Genomic DNA, 21,961 nt, shown 5'->3' on the forward strand with positions numbered 1-21,961 from the left:
ACCGATTCTATCGTGTTATAGGGGCCAAACCTGCATTCCAGGGCGCCAAACGGGCGGGAAAGTGCCGCTGGGAGGGCGCTGGCTCCCCCTGCAAGGCATTCGGGGTCCAGCCCTAGGGTTCCTATACGACTCCGGGAGGTTCAAGCGCCCTACACGCCGCTTGCGGATTTTTCAAGGGCTTTTGCAAGAAGTGCTTCAGATCCGGTGCCCGCCAGGGGCCGGGGCTATCCGTACGTGTCGCGGGGACCCCGGCCGTTGACCGTCCGGAGGCCCTTGCGCCAGCTCGGGGCGGCGGGTCCGAGCACCTGGATGCTGGTGACGACGCCATCGCCAAGCTCGGTCCGGAATTTTTCCAGCAGGCTGCTGCTGAGCAGCCGCAGCTGGGTTGCCCAAGCCGTGGAATCGGTCCGCACATGCAAGGTGGTGTCGGTAAAACTCTCGGGAGTGCAGTGCGCCGAGATCTCCGGGCCCACCAGCACGGCCCACTGCGCCATGACGGAGCCGACGGCCACCGGCGAGCTCCAGCCGCGTTCGGCCACGAGGCGTCCCACGACTTTTCCGAGGCCCAGCGGATCCCTGCCGGTGCCGTGGAATTGGGAGAACCCGCGGGTTCCCCGGGCCGCGCGGGCGGGTTTTTGGCTGGCGGCACCGGAGCGCGGGACCGCCCGCCGGATTTCGCCCCGGGCCGCGGCGGCGTCGCGCATCCGGTTCAAGGCGGCCTGCGCGGCATCGATATCGTCGGGGTCACGGCCGGGCTGCAGGCCGCCGTCGGTATCCTTATTCATCGATTTTCCTGCTCATCGATTCCTCCCGGGATGACCTTCACCCGCCGTCCGGTCAGCTCCGCCGGGATATCGTCCTCGACGGCGGCAGTGACCAGCACTTGCTCGGCGCCGGATACTATTGCCGCCAGTTTACGCCGCCGCTGGACGTCGAGTTCGGCAAAGACATCGTCCAGAATCAGGATCGGGGGCGAGCCACCCGTGCGGGCATCGTCGAGCATGACGTAGTAGGAGGCCAGGCGCAGGGACAGGCACATGGACCAGGTTTCCCCGTGGGAGGCGTAGCCCTTGGCCGGCGCCGACCCAAGCACGAGCTCAAGTTCGTCGCGGTGTGGCCCGACCAGCGAGATTCCCCGTTCCAGTTCCTTGCGCCGGGCTGCGGCGAAGGCCTGGATGTAGCGGTCGGTGAGCTGCTCGACGGAGAGCAGGCGCAGGTCTTCCGCAGGCGCGGCCTCATCGGCAGCGGTTCCGTCCGCAGGTCTGGAATCCGCTGGTCTTGAGGTGCCGCCGTCGTCGTCCAGGCTGTCCTGCAGCGTGGAACGGTACACCGCAGTGGCCAACTTGGAGCCATCGGTCAGCTGCGCGTAGGCGTTTTTCAGGTGCGGTTGCAGCCGGTCCACCAGCTCCAGGCGCGCGTGCAGCAGCTCAGCCCCGGCCCGGGCCATGTGCTGGTCCCAGACATCGAGCGTTGCCTCGTGGCCCGTGCTGAATTTTCCGGCGCGGGCCGACTTGAGCAGCGCGTTGCGCTGCTTCAGGACCCGGTCATAGTCGCTCCTGGTCGCGGCGTGGCGCGGCATGAGGCTGACCAGGAGCTCATCCAGGAACCGGCGGCGGCTGGACGGATCGCCCTTGACCAGCGCCAGGTCCTCCGGCGCGAAGAGCACCGTCTGGCAGATCCCGAGCAGGTCCCGGGCACGGACCGGGTTGCTCCGGTTGATCCGTCCGCGGTTGGCCCGGCCCGCGTTGATTTCCAGCTCCAGCACGGTGGACTGCTCGCCACGGACCAGCTTGGCCCGGATCATGGCCCGCTCGGCACCAAACCGCAACAGCGGCGCGTCCGTGCTGACCCGGTGCGAGGTGAGCGTGGCCAGATACCCGATCGCTTCCATCAGATTGGTCTTGCCGATGCCGTTGGAACCCACCAGGACGGTGACTCCGGGCTCAAGGCTGAGATCGACCTGGGCGTAGCTGCGGAAATCGGTGAGCGAGAGTTTTTCTAGGTACACGCGGGATTCAGGACTTCACAGGCAGGATCAAGTGGCCGGGGCAGGATTATTTGGCCGGCCGGGTCGCGTGGCCGCCGAACTGGTGGCGCAGCGCCGAGACCATCTTCATGGCCGGCGAATTGTCCTCGCGGGAAGAGAACCTGGCGAACAAAGCAGCCGTGATCGCCGGGGCCGGCACCGCGTTGGCAATGGCCTCCTCGACGGTCCAGCGGCCTTCGCCCGAATCCTCGACGTAGTCGGAGATCGATTCCAGTCCGGGATCCTCGTCAAGGGCCTTGACCATGAGGTCCAGGAGCCAGGAGCGGACAACCGTCCCCTTCTGCCAGGCCCGGAATGTCCCGGGAAGATCGGCGACGATCTCCTTGGCGGCCAGGAGCTCGTACCCCTCTGCGTAAGCCTGCATCAGGCCATATTCGATCCCGTTGTGGACCATTTTGGCGTAGTGGCCGGCGCCGACGCCGCCGACGTGCACAAAGCTGTCGGCCCGCTCACCTGCGGGACGGAGCGCATCGAAGACGGGGAGTGCCCGTTCGATGTCCGCGGCATCGCCGCCCGCCATCAGGCCGTAACCGTTCTGGAGGCCCCAGACCCCGCCGGACACGCCGCAGTCCGCAAAGCGGATTCCCTTTTCGGCCAGCGCGGCACCGTGCTTCTGGTCTTCGGTGAACCGGGAGTTGCCGCCGTCGATCACGAGGTCACCGGCGTCGAGCTTGGTGCCCAGTTCGGTGATCACGGCGTCGGTAATCTCGCCCGAGGGGACCATGACCCAGATCAGGCGCGGCGCCGGGACGGCGGCGATGAGTTCGTCCAGGGTGGTGACGTCGGCAACGTCGGGGTTGCGGTCAAACCCGGTGACCTCGATCCCGCCCTTGCGCAGCCGTTCACGCATGTTGAAGCCCATTTTTCCAAGGCCGATTAGTCCGATGTGCACGGGATGAACTCTTTTCTGCGCTGGGGTGCTTCGTTGGGGACGGCCGTGATGGCCCGCAGGTGCCGTGCTCCCGAGGTCCGGGGCACGGCAGTGACGGGCTAGTTGGGCAGCCGGACGGGCATGACGAGGTAGCGGTAGTCGCCCTGGTCCTCGCCCTCGGCGTCCTGCTGGGCCGTGATCATGGCGGGCTTGGGGGCGGTGGTGAAGGAGAAGCGCACGAACTTGGTTTCGATGACGCTCAGGCCCTCGATCAGGTAGTGCGGGTTGAAGGCCACGGTGATGTCTTCACCGGACAGCTGGGCTTCGAGCTCCTCGGAGGCCTGGGCGTCCTCGCCGGTGCCGGCGTCGAGGTGCAGCTGGCCCTGGGTGAAAGCGAGCCGGACAGGCGTGTTGCGTTCGGCCACGAGCGAGACGCGGCGCACGGCTTCGACCAGTTCCTGGGTCTGTACGGTGGCGTGGATGGGGGTCGAATCCGGGAAGAGCGAACGGATCTTCGGGTAGTCGCCGTCGACCAGGAGTGAGGTGGTGGTCCGGCCGCCGCTCTCGAAGCCGATCAGCCGGCTGTCGTCGTCGGCGAGGGCGATGTTGATGTCGCCGCTGCTGCCCAGGGTCTTCGCCACTTCGTTGAGGGTCTTGGCCTTGACCAGAGCGCTCGTGGAGATGCCCGGCGTCGCAGGCTTCCACGGGACTTCACGCATCGCCAGGCGGTAGCGGTCGGTGGCCAGGAGGGTGATGAGGTCGTCCTCGATTTCCATCCGCACGCCGGTCAGGATCGGCAGGGTGTCGTCCTTGCTGGCCGCGATGATCACCTGGGATACGGCCTGGGCGAACGAATCGCCGGGCACGGTGCCGCTGATCGTCGGCAGGGCCGGCAGCGGCGGGTATTCGGCCTCGGGCATCGTGGCCAGGTGGAAGCTGCTTCGGCGGCAGGTGAGCGTCACTTTGTTGCCGTCGGTTTCGACCTCGACGGGGGCGGACGGCAGGCTGCGGCAGATGTCCGCGAGCAGGCGTCCCGATACCAGGATGGTGCCCTCGGCGCTGATGTCAGCGGGGATTTCGAGCCTTGCGGAGGTCTCGTAGTCGAAACTCGACAGGCTGACGGTACCGGCTTCAGCCTTCAGGAGCAGGCCCGAAAGTACGGGAACGGGCGGCCGCGGAGACAACGACCGGGCGGTCCATGTCACGGCTTCTGCCAGGACGTCCCGTTCGACTCTGAACTTCACGGAAGGGTGCCGCCTTTCATTGCTGCTGTTAGTGCTGAAAATCGCTGAAACTGCTCAAGCTGCGGCGGACCTCGGCAGGGACGCCGAATTCCGTCAACAAGGGAATCGTTCGCCCACCCGGGCCCCATGGCCCCGTAGGAACCACAAAAGATGTCCGGGACGGACGCACTGCAGACAGCTTAGCCCCAAGGTGAGCGTTTCTCCCATCCCCGGGTTACATCGGTGTTGTTCGCGGGGCCGGTCTCCTGCGCCGGTCCGGAACGGGCCTGGGCGCTGCTCGGAGGTCGGAACGAGATTGTTGTTTGAGGGAATTTCATTTTCTTGGGATTAGTAGTGTTAATAACTGCTGTGGAAACTGTGGATAACTCGATCCTGCCGTGCGAATCCGCGGTTAAGCCCTGTTCATGGACTGTGGGCGGAGCAGGTTTTAAACAGGGTGTGGATGGGGACAAGATTTTTGGCCGACTGGCCAATCCACAGGCGCCTTAAGGGTTTTAAGCCCATTAACCGCGGTTGTCCCCTTAACTATCCACAGGGTTGTCCACAGGGCCCTGTTAATAAGGATAAGAGTGCGCCGGCCGATGGCTCAGGAATTGCGCTGCTGTTGCTTGATCCGGTTGGTCAGCTCGGTCACCTGGTTGTAGATGACCCGGCGCTCGGCCATGAGTTCGCGGATCTTGCGGTCGGCGTGGATCACGGTGGTGTGGTCGCGGCCGCCCAGCTCCTGTCCGATCTTGGGCAGGGACATGTCTGTCAGCTCCCGGCACAGGTACATCGCGATCTGCCGGGCGGTCACCAGTGTGCGGGTGCGCGACTTGCTGCAGAGTTCTTCCATGCTGAGCTTGAAGTAGTCGGCTGTCTGGGTGAGGATCTGCGCCGAGGTGATTTCCTGGGCACCGTCGTCGGTGATCAGGTCCTTGAGCACCATCTCGGCCAGGGCCACATCCACCGGCTGCCGGTTCAGGCTGGCGAACGCCGTGACACGGATAAGGGCTCCCTCAAGTTCGCGGATGTTGCTGGAAATCTTGGAGGCGATGTATTCGAGCGCATCGTCCGGTGCGGAAAGGCCCTCGCTGAGGGCCTTCTTCCGGAGGATCGCGATGCGGGTTTCGAGTTCGGGCGGCTGGATGTCGGTCAGCAGGCCCCATTCGAAGCGCGACTTCATCCGGTCCTCGAAGCCGGCGAGCAGTTTCGGCGGCTGGTCCGAGGTGATGACCACCTGCTTGTTGTTGTTGTGCAGGGCGTTGAACGTGTGGAAGAACTCCTCCAGCGTCCGGTCCTTGCCGGCCAGGAACTGGATGTCGTCGATCAGCAGCACATCCACGTTGCGGTACGTGGTCTTGAAGCTGGTGCCTTCATCGTCGCGGATGGAGTTGATGAAGTCGTTGGTGAATTCCTCGGAATTGACGTAGCGGACCCGGATCCCGCTATAGAGCCGGCGCGCGTAGTGGCCGATCGCGTGAAGCAGGTGGGTCTTGCCGAGTCCGGAGTCGCCGTAGATGAACAGCGGGTTGTAGGCCTTTGCCGGCGCCTCGGCTACTGCCACGGCGGCTGCGTGGGCGAACCGGTTGGAGGAACCGATCACGAAGGTGTCGAAGACGTACTTCGGGTTCAGCCGGCCGAATTCGTGCGAGGTGCTCGGCAGCATCGGCTGCGGCTTCAACTCCACGGTCGGGTCGGCGGCCAGGGAAAGTTCGACGGCGGGTTCGGGTTCTGTGTGCAGCGGCACCAGATCCGTGTCGACGTCGATCGCGCAGCGGATTTCGTCGGAGAACACGCTGCGGAGCGCGTCGTCAAGGGCTTCCTTGACCTGGGTCTGCAGCACTTCGCGGGTGAGCTCATTCGGAACTGCCACCAGCAGGGTGGAACCGATGAGCCCCTGCGCTTGGGCGAGGATGACGAAGCCGCGCTGCCGGGGAGAGACACGGTGGTCGTTCTCCAGGAGGCTCACTACCCGCCGCCAGGAACTTCCGACAGTGTTGGCTTGGTTGGCTTCGTCTACTGTCATCAATCAGTTCCTCAAACTTGCTGGCCTGCATTACGTGCATCCACGCGGTCCGGAGCTGTCCACCGGCCGGCTCAATCCACAGGGTTATGCACAGTCCGTGGATAAGGGGTTACTGAGACACTGTAGGGGATGAAAACGCCAGAAGATAGCTGGGTTCAGTCCTGTGGATAATTACACCGTTGTGGTTCTGAAATGGGGCGCGTGACGCACTTCATCCACAGGCTGCGGGAGCAGTTAGCCACAGCTGGGGATAGCCTGCGGAGCGGTCCCCGGTTTGACTCGGGAGGTTGGCAAGCCCTAACGTTGTGAAGTCCCATGTGTACGCTTTTCGCCTCATCTGCATCTTTCCTGACGCCCCGCGTCGTGTGAGATACGAGGGAAGCGGCACATACCAAAACTTAGCGTCGGCCAGTTCTTCCCCTTGATCGGGTGGGCGCACCTTTGATCCACTGGAGTAACTAACGTGAGCAAGCGGACTTTTCAGCCGAATAACCGCCGTCGAGCCAAGAAGCACGGCTTCCGCCTTCGTATGCGTACCCGTGCCGGCCGTGCCATCCTGGCAGCCCGTCGTGGCAAGGGCCGCACCGAACTGTCGGCCTAAATAACTGACTCGTCGGTCCATATCCCTGTGCGAGTTGAACGGTGCTAGCCACCAGGAACCGTCTGCGGACATCAACCGATTTTTCAACAACTGTACGTTCCGGTGTCCGCAATGGACGCCGGAACGTAGTGTTATATGCGGCAGCTCTCGCTGCCGATGAACCAAGCCGGATCGGATTCATCGTTTCCAAGAGTGTCGGGAACGCTGTTGTCAGGAACCTCGTTAAGAGGAGACTGAGAGAAGCCGGTGCTTTGTCGTTGCAGAAATACGGCAGCGGGTTCGCCATTGTGGTCCGGGCCCTGCCCGCCGCGGCGGGAGCCAGCTGGGACCAGCTGCTCGCCGACTATGACGCCGCTTTGGAGACGACCATGAAAAGGCTGGGCAACCGCCTTTCGCAGGCTGCTTCACGAGGTTCTAACGAGACGACACAGGAAGGGACCCCGCGTGCGTAACTCAACTGCCGCCGACGTCCCTCCTGCAAAATCCGCAGCAGCATGGTTGGCCCGGGCAGTCTGGAACTTGCCGCGCAATGTCCTCATCCTGTTGCTCCTGGCGTACCGCAAGGTGATCTCACCGCTCTACGGCCAGGTATGCCGCTTTTTCCCCAGCTGCTCGGCCTATGCCCTTGAAGCGATCACCGTCCACGGCGCGGTGAAAGGAAGCTGGCTCGCAGCGAGGCGCCTGTTGCGCTGCCATCCATGGAATCCCGGCGGTGTGGACCATGTCCCCGCCGGGCATCGGGAATGGCCGGCGGGCCGCACCCCCACAATTGTTGTGCTGAACAATCCGGATATCTACCTGGCTGCTCAGCCTGATGGAGAAGGCCGCTCTGCGGCCTGACGAATAGGGAATCGTATGGACATCTTTGAAACAATTTTGGCCCCGTTCAAATGGCTGGTCTCAGCCATCATGGTCGGCTTCCATGACGGACTCAGCGCCATCGGCATGTCGGCGGCCAGCGGCTGGACCTGGACCCTGGCCATCATCGGGCTGGTGCTGGTCATCCGCGCCGCCCTGATTCCCGTCTTCGTCAAGCAGATCAAGGCCCAGCGCGGGATGCAGCTGCTGCAGCCGGACCTGAAGAAAATGCAGGACAAGTACAAGGGCAAGACGGACCAGCTCTCCCGCCAGGCCATGGCGCAGGAACAGATGGCGCTGTACAAGAAGCACGGCACCAACCCGTTCTCCGCCTGCCTGCCCATGCTGATCCAGATGCCCTTCTTCTTCGCGCTCTTCCAGGTGCTCTCCGGCATCAGCTCGGCCAAATCCAGCGGGCATGGCATCGGCGCGATGAGCGCCGAACAGGTCAAGCAGTTCGATGAATCCACCATCTTCGGTGCCCCGCTCTCCGCCTCCCTGCTCCACGGCGGCGGCGGGAACCAGATGTCGGTATGGATCCTCTCCATCGTGATGATCCTGGCCATGACGGCCTCGCAGTTCATCACGCAAAAGCAGATTATGGCCAAGAACATGTCCGAAGAGGCCCTGGCCAGCCCGTTCATGCGCCAGCAGAAAATGATGCTCTACATCCTGCCGGTCGTCTTCGGTGTGGGCGGTATTAACTTCCCCATCGGCGTCCTGATCTACTGGACCACCACAAACCTGTGGACCATGGGACAGCAGTTCTTCGTGATCCGCCGGATGCCTACGCCGGGATCTCCGGCGGCCAAGGCTCTCGCCGAGCGCCGGGCAGCCAAGGGCCTGCCCGCCCTGCCCCTTTTGGGCGGCAAGAAGGTCGACGCCGAGGCAGCCGAAGCCTCCGCCGCGGCCGCCGTCGAAGCCAAGACCCAGCGCGTCCAGCCGCAACGTAAGAACAGGAAGAGGAAGTAATGTCCGCCGAGAGCACCGAACACGCTATTTCCGCCGAGTTTGACGAGGACCGGGACGACGCCCTGAGCGCGGCCGACGACTCGTCACAGGGTGCGGACGCCGGCACCGGCAAGAGTGTTTCCGCCAGCCGCCTCGAAGAAGAAGGCGACGTCGCTGCGGACTACCTCGAGGAACTGCTGGATATAGCGGACATTGATGGCGACATCGACATCGAGGTCCGCAACGGCCGCACGTACATCTCGATCGTCGCCGAAGAGGAAGCCGCCGGGCTGGACAGCCTGGTGGGCCGTGACGGCGAAGTCCTTGAGGCCCTCCAGGAGCTCACGCGGCTCGCGGTCCTCTCCGCGACGGAGAACCGCTCCCGGCTGGTGCTGGATATCAACGGCTACCGTGCCGAGCGTGCCGGCGACCTGCAGAAGATCGCTGAAGACGCCGTCGCTGCTGTGAAGGATTCCGGTGAGGCAGTTGCCCTGGCTCCGATGAGCGCCTACGAGCGCAAGATCGTGCACGACGCCGTCGCTGATTTGGGACTCGTGAGCGAGTCCGAAGGCGAAGGCGCCGACCGGCACATCGTTGTCTCCGCAGACTGAACCGTTGACTAGCTTGATGGTTGAAATTTCCGCCCCGGAACTCAAGGCAGCAGAGTCCATCTTCGGCGACCGCCTGGAACTGGCGAAACGCTATGTCGAGCACCTGGCGACGTCCGGGACCGAACGGGGCCTGATCGGGCCCCGCGAGGTGCCCCGGCTTTGGAGCCGGCACGTGCTTAACTGTGCCGTCATCGAGAGCCAGATTGCCCATGGAAGCCATGTCGCCGACGTCGGCAGCGGCGCCGGCCTGCCTGGCCTGTGCCTGGCCATTGCGCGGCCGGATCTGGAACTGACGCTGATCGAACCACTGGAGCGCCGCGTCATCTGGCTCCAGGAGGTAGTGGATGATCTTGGCCTCGAGAACGTCACGATCATGCGCACCCGCGCGGAACTCGCAGTGGGACTCGTGAACGCCGACGTCGTGACTGCCCGCGCCGTATCCGCGCTTTCCAATCTCGCCGGGCTGACCATTCCGCTCCTGGCCGGCAAGGGCGAAGTCGTCGCCATCAAGGGACGCAGCGCCGGCGAGGAAATCGAAAAAGCCGCCAAGGTTATCCGCAAACTGGGCGGCATTCAGACGTCCGTGGTGGTGGTGGGCGAAGACCTGCTTGAGGAACCCACCACCGTTGTGCGAATCGTAGTGAATAAGCCTCAAAAGATTACCTAGCACCGGCCCCGGTGCCCGGGGAGTCTGAGGGGAAGAGGTTAGGCTAGTAACCGGCAGTAAGAGCCGAATGAGAGTGAGCGTGTCATAGTGAGCAGTAGCGAAGCCTCCACACAACGGATCCCGCCGTTTGTGTCCCTGGGGTCCGCACGGGCGTTTACGGCTCCTGCAGTAGCTTTTGACTACTCCGGAAATCACACGGCTTCGGTTGCGAAGACGACCGGGATGGCCGGTGTTTCACGTGAAACATCCCTTCCGCACACGGGGAACGTGCTGGATTCCATCGATGATTCCAGTCCCATCGCCCGCGAACTCGCGCACGAAAACAAGCGCCGCGAGCGGTTGCTCGGCCGGCAGCTCCCCAAACCGGAGAGAACCCGGATCTTCACCGTTTCCAACCAGAAGGGCGGCGTCGGCAAGACCACGACGACCGTGAACATCGCCGCCGCGCTGGCGGCCGCTGGCCTGAACGTGCTCGTCATCGACATCGATCCCCAGGGCAACGCTTCCACCGCCCTGGGAATCGAGCACCACGCCGATGTCGACAGCATCTACGATGTGCTGATCAATGATGTCCCTCTGAAGGACGTCGTGGCCCCGTGCCCCGACATCGACAACCTGATCTGTGCGCCCGCCACCATCCACCTTGCCGGTGCCGAAATTGAACTCGTTAGCCTGGTGGCCCGCGAGCAGCGGTTGCGCCGCGCAATCGATGTGTACTCCAAGGAGCGCGCCAAGAATGGCGAGGAGCGGCTGGACTACATCTTCATCGACTGCCCGCCGAGCCTCGGGCTCCTGACGGTAAATGCGTTCTGTGCGGCAGGCGAAGTCCTTATCCCGATCCAGTGCGAGTACTACGCCCTCGAAGGCCTCAGCCAGCTCCTGAAGAACATCGAGATGATCCAGAAGCACCTGAACGCTGACCTGGTTGTTTCCACTATTTTGCTGACCATGTATGACGGCCGCACCAACCTCGCCGCCCAGGTGGCAGCCGAGGTCCGGGAGCACTTCCCGAAGCAGGTGCTCGGCGCTGTGGTGCCGAGGTCGGTCCGTATTTCCGAGGCGCCGAGCTACCAGCAAACTGTCATGACGTATGATCCTTCTTCCAGCGGTGCCCTGTCCTACCTGGAAGCCGCCGCGGAAATCGCGGAACGTTAGAATCTTTCAAGAATTGCACTAACCAGAGCCAGGTGAATCCCGGCTCTTCCACTGGAGGGATTTATCCATGAGCGATAAGCGACGCGGCCTCGGCCGTGGACTTGGCGCACTCATTCCAAGTTCCGCCGCGGCAAACGCCTCCGGAAACGGCGCTGCCCCATCCCGGCCCGTGGACCTCTTCTTCCCTGAAGCCCGAAAAAAGACCTCCGACGCCGAGCCGCACCCGGACGCCACTGCCGCACGGGACAAGGAGCCGAAGTCCACACCGTTCAAGGCCGACGATTCCGCTGATCTCACGGTTGACACCACTGAAACCGGCAGCGCTGCTGCCGCCGTCACCAAGAAAGCTCCCGCCCGAAAGTCGGCTGCTTCCAAGCCGGTCCCCGCTGCTGCCAAGGCGACTGCGTCCGACGCCGGCGAACAGCTGACGTTTGATTCCTCGCCCGAGCACGGCGACGAGGGTACTGTTGACCTCGTCGAGGTGCCCGGCGTCAGGTTTGCCGAAATCCCGGTTACTGACATCCACCCCAACCGCAAGCAACCCCGCTCGGTCTTCGATGAAGATGACATGGCGGAGCTGGTGCACTCCGTGCGGGAAATTGGCGTCCTCCAGCCAATTGTGGTCCGTACCTCAACCGAAGAGGGTGGCGAACCCTATGAGCTCGTCATGGGTGAGCGACGATGGCGTGCAGTACAGGCCGCGGGCCTGGAAACTATCCCGGCGATTGTCCGTGACACCACCGATGACGACCTCCTTCGCGACGCGCTGCTGGAGAACCTGCACCGCAGCCAGCTGAATCCGCTCGAAGAGGCGGCGGCCTACCAGCAGCTGCTCGAGGACTTCGGCACCACGCACGAGCAGCTGGCGGACCGGATCGGGCGTTCGCGGCCCCAGGTTTCCAACACCCTGCGCCTGCTGAAGCTGCCCCCGCTGGTGCAGCGCCGGGTCGCGGCAAATGTCATCTCCGCAGGGCATGCCCGAGCACTCCTGGCACTTCCTGACGCCGCGGCCATGGAACGCCTGGCGCAGAAGATTGTTTCAGAGGGCATGTCGGTCCGAGCGACCGAAGAAGCCGTGACCCTGTATCAGAGCCCCGCCTCGCCAGCCAAGAACAACATCCCGCGGGCGGGAGCGCGCCACGAGCGACTGGACTACCTGGCGTCGTCGCTGTCTGACCGCCTCGATACTAATGTCAAGATTTCGCTTGGTGCCCGCAAGGGGCGTGTCAGCATTGAGTTCGCCAGCGTTGAGGACCTGAACCGCATCATGGATGTCCTCACGCCGGGAGCGCCAAGCTAGGTCGCGACTCGCTGAGTTCTCCGGAAGGGTCTGTTTCACGTGAAACAGACCCTCCCTTTTTTATCTCTACCGATGCTGCCGATGCCGGCCAATTCGGTGCCGGCGGATTCGGTGGTGTCGGGTTCGGCGCTGTCGTGTTCGCGGCTGCGGGCGTGGGACCGACGCAGTGCCGTGGTCCTTCTGTGGAAATTGTCAGTATCGCCGGATCTACTTCGGCGAGACTGAGGCACACGTGCGGAACGACGGGCTGGTGCTGGGCAGGCGGATGTCCCAGACTGGGACGGAGCTTCCTGCTGAGCATCCTGTTGTGGAGTCGATGGGCTTCCGGTGGCCGTACCGTCCACTCTGTTGCGCTTCGTGGGTGGAGCTTCTGATTCCATGGAACGGCTACGCCGAGTGAAATGGCGGCTGTACATACAGTTCTCCTTTATGCGGAAGGGGCCCCTCCCTGTCGATGCCGCTGCGATCGCGCTTTTCAGCGACAGCCATCTTCGCCACCTTCCAGAGCTCAATGAAGAGCTGAGATGGAGTGGTCCATCAATGTTTCACGTGAAACGGGGCCGCGAATCTGCGCCTTGCCCCATCGAACGCCTTGCTGGCTGGTCGCCCAGGTGAGGACGCAAAAGGGCAGAAGAATCCGGCCACCGGCTGGAGACCGATGCGCTGTCGTCACTCCGGCAGCTGGACTGCGTCCCCGTCCATGGTCATGGCAATGCCGGTGGACTGGGATGCCGAGCGAATGCCGTCGTTTCGACCAAGGGTCCACCGTCTGCGTCATGACGGTTCAGCCTCCCCTTGAAGGGGGTCGGCCCGCAGCTATGGCCCACCTTTTCCTGGCGGCCGGGCCGGCCGCGGGTGCGCTATGCGACCACATTCATCCATGCCGGTGCGAAGCAGGGGAAGCGACTCACTACGGCGCGGCTGCTGCTTGGCGGCGGTGCAAGCTCGCCGCAGCCACAGCCGAACCTCGGAGCGACTGTTGTACCGTTGCCAGTCTCTGCGGGGGTCACCCGCTCCTGTGCGCCGCTGAAAGTGCCATACGGCGCCGCTGCTGCGTTGTGTGGCCGCGTGGTTGACTGAGGGAAGGCGAAGCCGACTGGAGCGCAGCTGAAGCCTTGCACGCCTTGAGATGCCCTGATGCGGCACTGTCCGCTCCTGGCAGAGGCCCGCGGCACTCTCCCGCTGCTTACGATCACGGGCCGTGAAGGCACCCTCCGTGAAGGAAAATTGAAGCGGGTGAACCCTGAGTTCGTGCAGAGGCCGGCAGGCTGGTCAGCTACGTGCTTCGTCGGGTTCGGCGATGGATTTGTAGGCCGTTCCGGTGGTTACGGTTGAAGTAGGCGTCCGACACGCGCCTCGAAACGAACCCTGGACAGAGGTATCGATGCGGGCGTGGACGAAGGTCGGGACAAGGGCGACGGTGCAGACCTGGACGCCGAGCTTGGCGTGCAGATCGGGACGAGGGCGACGGTGCAGGCCGGACGCCGACCTTGGCGCGGGAATGGACGCGGGCCGTGTTAGGGAGGGTGATCTGGCGTCGGTGCCGCAGAAAGTAGGTGGTCTCGACCGCGCGGGCAGAGGCCTCTTGTGGGACTGTGACAGCGGAAGCTGACCGGAGGTGCCTCCCTTTTGCGGATGTCTGCGTCCTTCGACTCCCCCGCCGGTTTGCTGTTCACCCCCTTTCACTGGGTTGCCCCCGCGTCCTAGGTTCGGCATTCAGTACTTGATTGTGCCCGTCAGTTTGCCGGGACCCGGGCAACCGGAACCGGGGCCCTGACACGCATCCTCCCCACCCCGGTATCCGGGTGCCATGACCGCCAACGTACTGCTGCAGTCCCGTCGCCGCATCCAGCCGTAACCATGCGCCATGTGGCATGCCGGTGTGCAAGGCATGCCTGACCTCCCTGAGGGCCCCGGCGGGCGTGCTGTTCCTGTCGCATTCTTCAGCTTCCTCCGGCGAGCCGGACGCCTTATCCAATGGCCGAGATGGCCCTGTGTGGGGCTTTCCCGGCACCCCGGACACGGCACCCCTCATCCGGAATCGCGCACCGGACATCTGGGGCCCCCCACACTTTGCCGCTGCCGGCGCCTGCCGGCTTGCCGGTACCCGCTTGATGATGGTGCAGCGCAGGTCCTGTACTGCTGCACATCGGCTGACCCTGCTGCAGAGTGGTTGGAAGGAGTCCTCCAGCAGGAGCTCAGGCCACGCGACGCACCCGCGAGAAGGGAAGCGGAGCCCACGTGAAGTAGGGCCGGGGTCGTACCGATCAGTCCCAGGCGTCAATCAAACCTTCCCTGCGGATTGAGCCTGGCCGGAACTGTCGGGGTGGTTCTTGTGTGGGCATCCAGCCGACACCAGAGGGAAGCTGCCGAGCTGCTGCACGTCCAACTACACGGCTACCCGGGCCGGGTCCGCTCCCCCGGACCAGCGTGTTTCGGGCGGCCAGGTTCGTCGCCCCCGGGCATCAGGGCGCAGTTGCCTTTAGGATCCAATCCGCTGACCGCGCCGGACCCGTAAGTTGGTGCAGCAACCGGAGGGATTCAAACCGCAAAGAAGGGAAGGCAGGCATCCGGGCCAGTCTGATTGGGTTCGGGACTTGTGCTTGCGCGTGTCAACTGTGCCGGCACGACCGGGCCGACCGCTTTTTGCAGTCCGGCGCCTCCCTCATGCGAATCCCCAAGTCGACCGGCAATGCTTCAGTCGGAACAGGACCAGTGCTGTCCCAATGCAAACAACGCATGGCAAACACACGGTCGACGAGCCTCTTCGTGTCTGCATCGGCCAACGGACACAGCGGGTCCGCGGACCGGCGTGGAAGGATGATCGAGCAGACAGACGCAGCGAGGGTGCGAGGCCCGCCAAGGTCTCCGTACTCACAGAATGTGAGCTGCCCGGCAAAGTTCGTCGGGTCCTCGGGTGCCGTCGTGGCATCTTGGCACGGCAGAGAGATCCCCTGGACGTGGGATGGAGGAGTTCCTTGGGACAGTGGCTCCGCTCCCCTGGTTCTCTTGAGTTCCGCCTGGCGCTGTGGAACAAGCTGGCTTCGGCCGGCGCGTCGGGCGATGCAATGACACGCTGGCGGTCTCGGCGCGCGACGGGTTTGGTTCGCCCCACGTGGATTTGCAGTTCCCGGCCGCCTTGGTATGACACGTCCGGAGAGCACTTCACTGCAGGTCAAGGGTGCATCCAGGTGGGATTCGTGTGGCCGTTCCCGGCTCGGATTTTAGCCAGCGGCCGGTGGATGGGGCGGTGGATAGAGCGGTGGATAGAGCGGTGGATATTGCTGTGGATAACTTTGTGGATTAGTGACTGATTGCAGCCCGTTCGTGTCGCCAGATTCTTGGGCGAGCTGTCGTCGTGACAACGGCCCCTAACGTCCTTTCAGGGCTCCCAGTCCGTTTCACGTGAAACATGATCATGGTGTGCAGCGACGATGGTCGAAGCATTCGCGAAGATGTACTAAATCGACGTTCTATGGTTAATTTTTCGGCGATATACGCTCTCCGCCGTGATTGCGAGCCGGAGTTCTTAATCGGGGTCCAGGACATGTCTCTGGGACGGTGGGTGGCTGGTCAGACAGCCAGTTCGGAGGGGCGACCGCCCTCGGCGGCCCACTAGGAAAGGGCATGTGAATAATCTCTCAGCACCTGTGGATAACAGTGTGAATAACTTCTGTGGAGAAACTCGTGGATATCGAGTGAGCTCCGGATTCTGTGGCCGCTGGACGGGCCGGGAATGCGCTTGTATCGGCCGCCGCTGACCTTCGCCTAGCGCCCAGGATGCCGGTCGTGAAGCTCGTGTATTGACAGTCGGAAGGCATTCACGGTGTCACCATGAGTGTGGCGATTTGCGGACAGATGCCGAGGGCTCGAAGCACATCCATAATGAGCAGCGGCGGTCGCGGCGCCTGCAGGGGCGGGTCAGGTTCGTGGCTGGACCTGGATGTCCTTGGTCTGGCCGCCATGGAGTCGAACCTGCTGCGCCGCGACTGGCAGGGCAGGGGTCCAACCTTCATGAGAACAAGCCTTCATGAGAACAGGCGCGCGATCTTCTTGTTCCGCGAATATCGAATTGGCCCACCTCGGGGATACAGGAGCCGGCTCAATCCGCTCCCCCCTAGAGCGGAATAGGGGCGCCCGGCTGCAGCCAGCACAGGAGTTTGGGCAAGCCTTAATGTAGCTTGAGTGGTGCCTGAGACCGAAGCGGCCCGGGGCGGAGAGCGTGGGCATTGTTCAGCTGGGACATGATCATGCCGCGCGCCGAACGGGGATGGTGTTTGATGAACCGATCAGCCCACGAACTGTGAACAGGCACTGCGCGTTTGACCCTGGCTGCCGCCGGAGGGTCCATGGACAGGAAGCCTGGGGAAGACGAGCGGAGCCTCGGGAAAGGCGAATTGGACGCGGACCGGAGGCGCAGAGACGCAGAGGAGCAACTGTCGAGACGCGCCATGAATTGAATATAGTGGGGGCCTAACCGGTGGAATCGCCTCAGGGCCGGGCCCTGTGTTTGGTCGGTTGCCCCATGGAAAGCAGGTCCGGTCCGTGCGTCCTACGCCACGCAGAGTGCGGGAACTGCGCCGGCGGTAACGGCGGCGGGGCGTGTTCATTCGCTGACTGACTGCCGCAGCGATCCGAAATTGATCGTCGGTTCGCTCTAAAATCAGACAACATAGGCCCTTGGTCGTAGGCGTGGGGCAGAGCGCACATGAGCACTCTGCCCCACGCTCCGGGCTGAGCTCAAGCAAGTTCCCCGCCCGTTCTGGGGCGTACGGCGCGCCGCTTCATAGGCACCTAGGTTCGCATGTCCACACACGCGGCGGCTCGCAGAGGCCTGAAGGGGCTGGCGGCGGTTCCCCCATCGTGGGCTACGGACGTGAATCTGGGTCTGCCTCGCTGGAGACTTTTACTGGTCCGCTGACATGTTTCACGTGAAACCGAGCGTTCTGGAGATGCCGGGACGGGGTGGGATTCGGTGGTCTGCGCGAAATCCCGTCTGTTGTGCGGAACTGTGGTCGCAGCCGGCGGTGCCGCATCGAGCGTTGGGCGAGGAATGTTGGCGTCCACGGGCACGGGCCACCGTCCTGGGGCCGCTCGGCCAACGTTGTGCCTGGCCCTTCCAGCAGGGAGGCGCAGACCATCGAGCGCATCTTTGCGTCCGTTACACCGGCCCCAATTCACGTGGAAATGGGTAAGCTGAGCCGATGGCCCCATTAGTTTATCTAAGAGCCAACTATCATGTCGTCCTCATTTGCGATTTATGGTTGGGACCAAGGGCGTTTCACGTGAAACATTGGTGCGGCGCCGGTGGGTGGAAGTATTCGGCGCTCTCGTGATGAGCCTTCCAGTTTCACGTGAAACGTCGGGAGCCCGGAGGTTGGCGGGAAAATTCGGCAGCTGTTTCACGTGAAACAGTGTCTGAACCGGCCGGCCGCTGGCTACGGCCGGTAATGACGAGTGAACCCTGATCGCCTTTCGCGGTAAACGTGGACGAATAGGTGTCGTTGTGACAGCCAAGCGCAGTCGTGGTCATCAGTCGCCTAGTCGACTATTTCGCCGCGGAACCGGATAGCCCCCAGACCCCTCCCCGAACCCGTGGCGGACGACCAGGAGTAGTCACGGGGTGTTGCGCTGACAGGCGGGCGTTGGTCCGTCCCGATCTCGGCGCAGCAGCGGGGGTTATTGCGCAGCCCTAACGGCAGTATCGGCGGATGCCTTCCCGTCAGAGGACCAAGCTCCTGGTGTGAATGCGACCTCCACCCTCGACTCCCCCGCGACGGGTAAAGAGTGTATGGAGTGTACTTGGCGGCCGGGCTCATCCCGAAAGCCCCTCACCGTCCCTGCGAGAATTGGATGTTTCACGTAAAACATCATTGTGCGACGTTTCGTATGGCGCTTCGGTGGAATATGGGCGACAGTCTCGTTGGTGACCACAAAGGCAACGGAAATCGAGTGGGTGTTCTAACCGGAAGCCGTTCTATCAAGCGCAGGTACACACCGCAGCAACTGCTAAGTGGGTTGTCGCGATCACCATGTTTCACGTGAAACAAGGCGGTGGTGTCCCCTGCGCAACGGCCAAACACCTTCCGTGCGTGTCAGCACGAATAGCAGTTCGCCGGCCGAATGATGGCCCATTCCACAAGCCGGCAGCAGCCAAGAGAATTGTCAGCCAGCAGACAAAAAACAATGCCGATAGACAGCCACCCAAGGTTGCAACAACGGTTATGGCAGATCTATGGTGTGTCCGCCTAGTCCTACTCCCGACCGATGGCCTTGGAGCACAACAAAAAAGTGGCCCCCGCCAGAAGCGCGGGCCACTCTCGGTCGGCCTAGGACAGGACGTCCGCAAATTCCTTCTCGAAGAACTGCTTGGGCCGGGCGCCGATCACGGTGCCCTTGACCTCGCCGCCCTGGAACAGGTAGACGGCAGGGATGGAGGTGATGCCGTACTCGGCAGCGATGGCCGGGTTGTCGTCAACGTTCACCTTGACCACGTCAACCTTCTCGCTGTACTCGACGGAAATCTCGTCAAGAATCGGACCCAGCTTGCGGCAGGGGCCGCACCATTCGGCCCAGAAATCGACAATGACGGGCTTCTCGGAGGCCAGTACATCAGTACTGAAGCTGGCGTCCGTTACGTCTTTTGCGTTGCTCATAACCTTTGTCTCTCTTCCGTTGGTTGCTGCGCGCCGATTAGGCGTGGAAATCTGCGAGGTAGTGCTCGACGTCGAGGGCCGCCACACATCCGGAACCGGAGGCGGTGATGGCCTGGCGGTAGGTCGGATCAATGACGTCGCCGGCAGCGAAGACGCCCTGGACGCTGGTCTTCGAGGTGCGGCCGTCCACGGCGATGGTTCCCTCTGCGGTCAGCTCGAGTTTGCCCTTAACCAGATCGGTGCGGGGATCGTTTCCGATTGCCACGAACACTCCGGTTACGGCCAGTTCGGATTCCGTGCCGTCCACCAGGTTCTTCAACCGCAATGCGGTGACTTTGTCCTGTCCCAACACGTCTTCCACACCGGTGTTCCACACAAAGTTGATCTTCTCGTGGGCCAAGGCGCGGTCAGCCATGATCTTTGAAGCGCGGAGGGCATCGCGGCGGTGGACCACCGTGACGGACTTGGCGAACTTGGTGAGGAACAGGGCCTCTTCCATGGCGGAGTCGCCGCCGCCGATAACGGCAATGTCCTGATCCTTGAAGAAGAAACCGTCGCAGGTTGCACACCAGCTCACACCGTGGCCCGAAAGCCTCTTCTCGTTCTGCAAGCCGAGCTCGCGGTAGGCCGAGCCGGTGGAAAGAATGATAGAACGGGCCTTAAAGGTCTCCCCCGTGCCGATGGTGACCGTCTTGACGTCGCCGTCGAGGTCCAAATCGGTGACGTCCTCAAACTGGATCTCCGTGCCGAAACGGGCGGCCTGCTTCTCGAAGTTCTCCATCAGGTCCGGGCCCATGATGCCGTCGGGGAACCCTGGGTAGTTCTCCACGTCCGTAGTATTCATCAGTTCGCCGCCGGCCGTAACCGAGCCTGCCAGGAGCAGCGGCTTCAGGTTCGCGCGCGCCGTGTACACCGCTGCGGTGTAGCCCGCCGGGCCGGAGCCGACGATGATGACATCACGTACTTCGGAGGCAGTGTTTTCTGCGTTGCTCACTGAACGGTGAACCTCTTCCTTTGTCGATGCGCCCGCCTCGATGGCCGGCCACATGGCACAACTATTGCCGGGCATTGAATATTCCGGCCGAAATGGGCGTCACGGAGCAACACCACTACTCAGGGTACCGGTTTGCCGGGGCCGGGGCCGGAGACGACCCAGGATTACCGGCCCGCCGGCGGGCACGACCGCCGCCGCACGACCGCAGCCTGAGAGCGCAGCCGCGGCCTTACAGCGCAGCTGCAGAGCCCTACGCCGCAGCCTTACAGCGCAACGGCGGCCGCGCAGGGCCGCTACTGGACTTTGATTTCGGCCAGGCGCAGGCCGTACCCATAGCGGGTCTTGGGTGCGGCCAGCTTCGGAAGCTTCTTGATGGACACGATCACGTACTGCGCCGTGACGGGTTCAGACAGCGGCATGGTCAGGTCCGGTGACGTAAAGCTGTTGCTGCCAATCTGCTTTGCACCGTCCAGGGTCGGCTTGTCATTGGTGAAGACGCTGATGTTGCCCCCGGAGGCCCCCAACTGGCTCAGAGTGACTGAGGAGACCTTGGAAGGGTCCTTCAGCTTGACCACGAGCGGAACTTCGGAGGCGAGTCCGCCCCAGTCGTCCGTCGCGAATTCCATGTCTGACCAGAAGCTCGCGCCGTTCCCGTCAAAGGTCTTGACGAGGTCGGAGTCGTAATTTCCGGCGAAATCGAAGTTGCCGAGTCGCGTCACGTCTTCGATGACGGGCGGTCCGGCCGCCGGCGCCTCGGTGGCGGTCGACGACGGCTGCGCGGTGGACGGTTCCGGTGCGCTGGAGGAGGCGGAGGTTGCGGCGTTGGTCTGCGGGCTGCTCTTGAAGAGGCTGCCAAGGTTGGTGACCGCGAAGATCAGGCCCACCACCAGCACGGCAGCCAGGAGCCCGCCCACCAGCCAGCGCATGGAACGCGGCTCCCGGTTGGGCTCGTCCTCGTCTTCGTACTCGTACTCGTCTTCATCCTGGTCGACGGCGGCACGGGCGGAGGCGGGGAAGTTGCCCGGAGCCCGATCCGCGGAGTCGAAGCCGGCAGCAGCCACTCCGGCAGCCGTGGCTGCGCCGCCGTGGTGCTCTCCGCCGTGCTGATCGTCACCGGTGTAGTCGTCGTCGGACCACAAGGAAACTTTTGGTGCCGAGGCGGTTGCCGGCTGCTGCGCTGCCGGTTCGGCCTGGCGGGGCGCGCCGCCGTTCTGGACGGGCTGCGGCGCCGTTGAATGCGCGGCCGTCTCCTGCGGTGCGGTTGTGGGGGCTTTAGGTGCCCTGGCGGCCGCCCCGGCTGCTGCCGCGACGCCTGCCGAGGCAGCAGGAGCGGCCGCGGGCCGCGACGGTAACCCCGCGGGGGGCGCCGCCGGGGAAACCGGCGGCTGTGCGTTTGCGCCCTGGGCCTGGCCATAGTTGATGTACCCGGCGTCGACTTCCTCGTCGTCGTAAAGCCCGTCGTAGGTTTCGGGTTCGTGGGAGCGGGCCTGCCCAAAGATCTCGCTGCCCAGCGTGTCCGTGAAGAAGGGTTCGACGTACGGCGGGTTGGAAGAGACTACAAGATCCAGCAGATCCGCCGCCGAGGTGTGGTTGGTGATCAGGTACGTGGTGGCATCGCTGACGCCAAGATCGAGGATCTGCACGTTGCCGGGGCGTTCGCCCGTGGCCACTTCACGGGCGCTCTGGGCCACCTGATCGGCGTTGCCCGGGCCTGCGACGAGGATGCTCACGGGGCGGTTGAGCACCTGGTCCACACCGTCCAGCACCAGATCCTGGTCATGTGAGGTCAGTACGGTGGCAGTGACCTTGTAGCGGCCACCGAGTACTGATCCGACATCGATCGGGTGGGACACGGGCTCCTCCTAGACTGTCCGGGACCTGCCGACGTGGTCACTCCGAGAGCGACCGTGTGCCCTCCGGTAAGCCGGTTGACCGCTGGTCCGCAACTTCCCTTGTTAGTCTTCGATCCTAGCCGATGCTCTGTCCAGGCCGCGTGAG

At 63.4% G+C, this 21,961-nt stretch carries 16 protein-coding genes; 8 read left to right on the plus strand and 8 right to left on the minus strand.

The annotated features are described in order from the left end of the window. Nucleotides 1-224: 224 nt before the first annotated feature. The 5 genes from AC1D1S_RS00095 to dnaA form a co-directional block, all read right to left on the minus strand. Entirely contained in the window at nt 225-785 is a 561-nt protein-coding gene (locus AC1D1S_RS00095; protein WP_243178155.1) for a DciA family protein, read from the minus strand. Then, complete coding sequence (gene recF / locus AC1D1S_RS00100) at nt 782-2,008, minus strand: DNA replication/repair protein RecF (RefSeq protein ID WP_243178154.1); 1,227 nt, start codon at nt 2,006-2,008, stop codon at nt 782-784. Before recF ends, AC1D1S_RS00095 begins: the two co-directional genes overlap by 4 nt. Before the next feature lie 46 nt (nt 2,009-2,054). Beyond that, the gene (gnd, locus tag AC1D1S_RS00105; protein WP_476942784.1) at nt 2,055-2,939 is read right to left on the minus strand and encodes a phosphogluconate dehydrogenase (NAD(+)-dependent, decarboxylating); all 885 of its coding nucleotides are present in this window, start codon (nt 2,937-2,939) and stop codon (nt 2,055-2,057) included. A gap of 98 nt (nt 2,940-3,037) precedes the next feature. Beyond that, nucleotides 3,038-4,162, minus strand: coding sequence for a DNA polymerase III subunit beta (dnaN, locus tag AC1D1S_RS00110; protein WP_018775670.1), 1,125 nt, complete (start codon nt 4,160-4,162; stop codon nt 3,038-3,040). Between the two features lie 586 nt (nt 4,163-4,748). After that, a complete protein-coding gene (dnaA, locus tag AC1D1S_RS00115; RefSeq protein ID WP_018775671.1) occupies nt 4,749-6,170 on the minus strand; it encodes a chromosomal replication initiator protein DnaA in 1,422 nt (473 codons plus the stop codon). A 463-nt stretch (nt 6,171-6,633) separates the two neighbouring features. Between dnaA and rpmH the strand changes: the two genes are divergently transcribed. From rpmH to AC1D1S_RS00155, 8 genes are all read left to right on the plus strand, one after another. Further along, entirely contained in the window at nt 6,634-6,771 is a 138-nt protein-coding gene (gene rpmH, locus AC1D1S_RS00120) for a 50S ribosomal protein L34 (RefSeq protein ID WP_003800212.1), read from the plus strand. 41 nt (nt 6,772-6,812) lie between these two features. Next, nucleotides 6,813-7,223, plus strand: a complete 411-nt coding sequence (rnpA, locus tag AC1D1S_RS00125; RefSeq protein WP_028275301.1) for a ribonuclease P protein component — start codon at nt 6,813-6,815, stop codon at nt 7,221-7,223. Continuing rightward, nucleotides 7,216-7,611, plus strand: a complete 396-nt coding sequence (yidD, locus tag AC1D1S_RS00130) for a membrane protein insertion efficiency factor YidD (protein ID WP_439954087.1) — start codon at nt 7,216-7,218, stop codon at nt 7,609-7,611. The genes rnpA and yidD overlap by 8 nt, the downstream gene beginning before the upstream one ends. 15 nt (nt 7,612-7,626) lie before the next feature. Continuing rightward, nucleotides 7,627-8,601 carry a membrane protein insertase YidC gene (yidC, locus tag AC1D1S_RS00135; protein WP_243178152.1) on the plus strand — a complete coding sequence of 325 codons (975 nt, stop codon included), beginning with the start codon at nt 7,627-7,629 and terminating at the stop codon, nt 8,599-8,601. After that, nucleotides 8,601-9,191 carry a Jag family protein gene (locus tag AC1D1S_RS00140; RefSeq protein WP_028277976.1) on the plus strand — a complete coding sequence of 197 codons (591 nt, stop codon included), beginning with the start codon at nt 8,601-8,603 and terminating at the stop codon, nt 9,189-9,191. The genes yidC and AC1D1S_RS00140 overlap by 1 nt, the downstream gene beginning before the upstream one ends. Nucleotides 9,192-9,207: 16 nt before the next feature. Then, nucleotides 9,208-9,858: a 16S rRNA (guanine(527)-N(7))-methyltransferase RsmG gene (rsmG, locus tag AC1D1S_RS00145; protein ID WP_476993461.1), complete on the plus strand. Its 651-nt coding sequence runs from the start codon at nt 9,208-9,210 to the stop codon at nt 9,856-9,858. 87 nt (nt 9,859-9,945) lie between these two features. Further along, nucleotides 9,946-11,013, plus strand: coding sequence for a ParA family protein (locus AC1D1S_RS00150; RefSeq protein ID WP_476993462.1), 1,068 nt, complete (start codon nt 9,946-9,948; stop codon nt 11,011-11,013). 67 nt (nt 11,014-11,080) lie between these two features. Then, nucleotides 11,081-12,313, plus strand: a complete 1,233-nt coding sequence (locus AC1D1S_RS00155; protein ID WP_476993463.1) for a ParB/RepB/Spo0J family partition protein — start codon at nt 11,081-11,083, stop codon at nt 12,311-12,313. Between the two features lie 6,329 nt (nt 12,314-18,642). On the opposite strand, the gene trxA is transcribed toward AC1D1S_RS00155, so the two are convergent. From trxA to AC1D1S_RS00170, 3 genes are all read right to left on the minus strand, one after another. Continuing rightward, nucleotides 18,643-18,969 carry a thioredoxin gene (trxA, locus tag AC1D1S_RS00160; protein ID WP_028277979.1) on the minus strand — a complete coding sequence of 109 codons (327 nt, stop codon included), beginning with the start codon at nt 18,967-18,969 and terminating at the stop codon, nt 18,643-18,645. Nucleotides 18,970-19,006: 37 nt separating this feature from the next. Next, entirely contained in the window at nt 19,007-19,963 is a 957-nt protein-coding gene (trxB, locus tag AC1D1S_RS00165) for a thioredoxin-disulfide reductase (protein ID WP_243178148.1), read from the minus strand. A gap of 293 nt (nt 19,964-20,256) precedes the next feature. Next, the gene (locus tag AC1D1S_RS00170; RefSeq protein ID WP_476946279.1) at nt 20,257-21,816 is read right to left on the minus strand and encodes an ABC transporter substrate-binding protein; all 1,560 of its coding nucleotides are present in this window, start codon (nt 21,814-21,816) and stop codon (nt 20,257-20,259) included. Nucleotides 21,817-21,961 lie beyond the last annotated feature (145 nt).

This window comes from Arthrobacter sp. P1_A5, assembly GCF_056406825.1.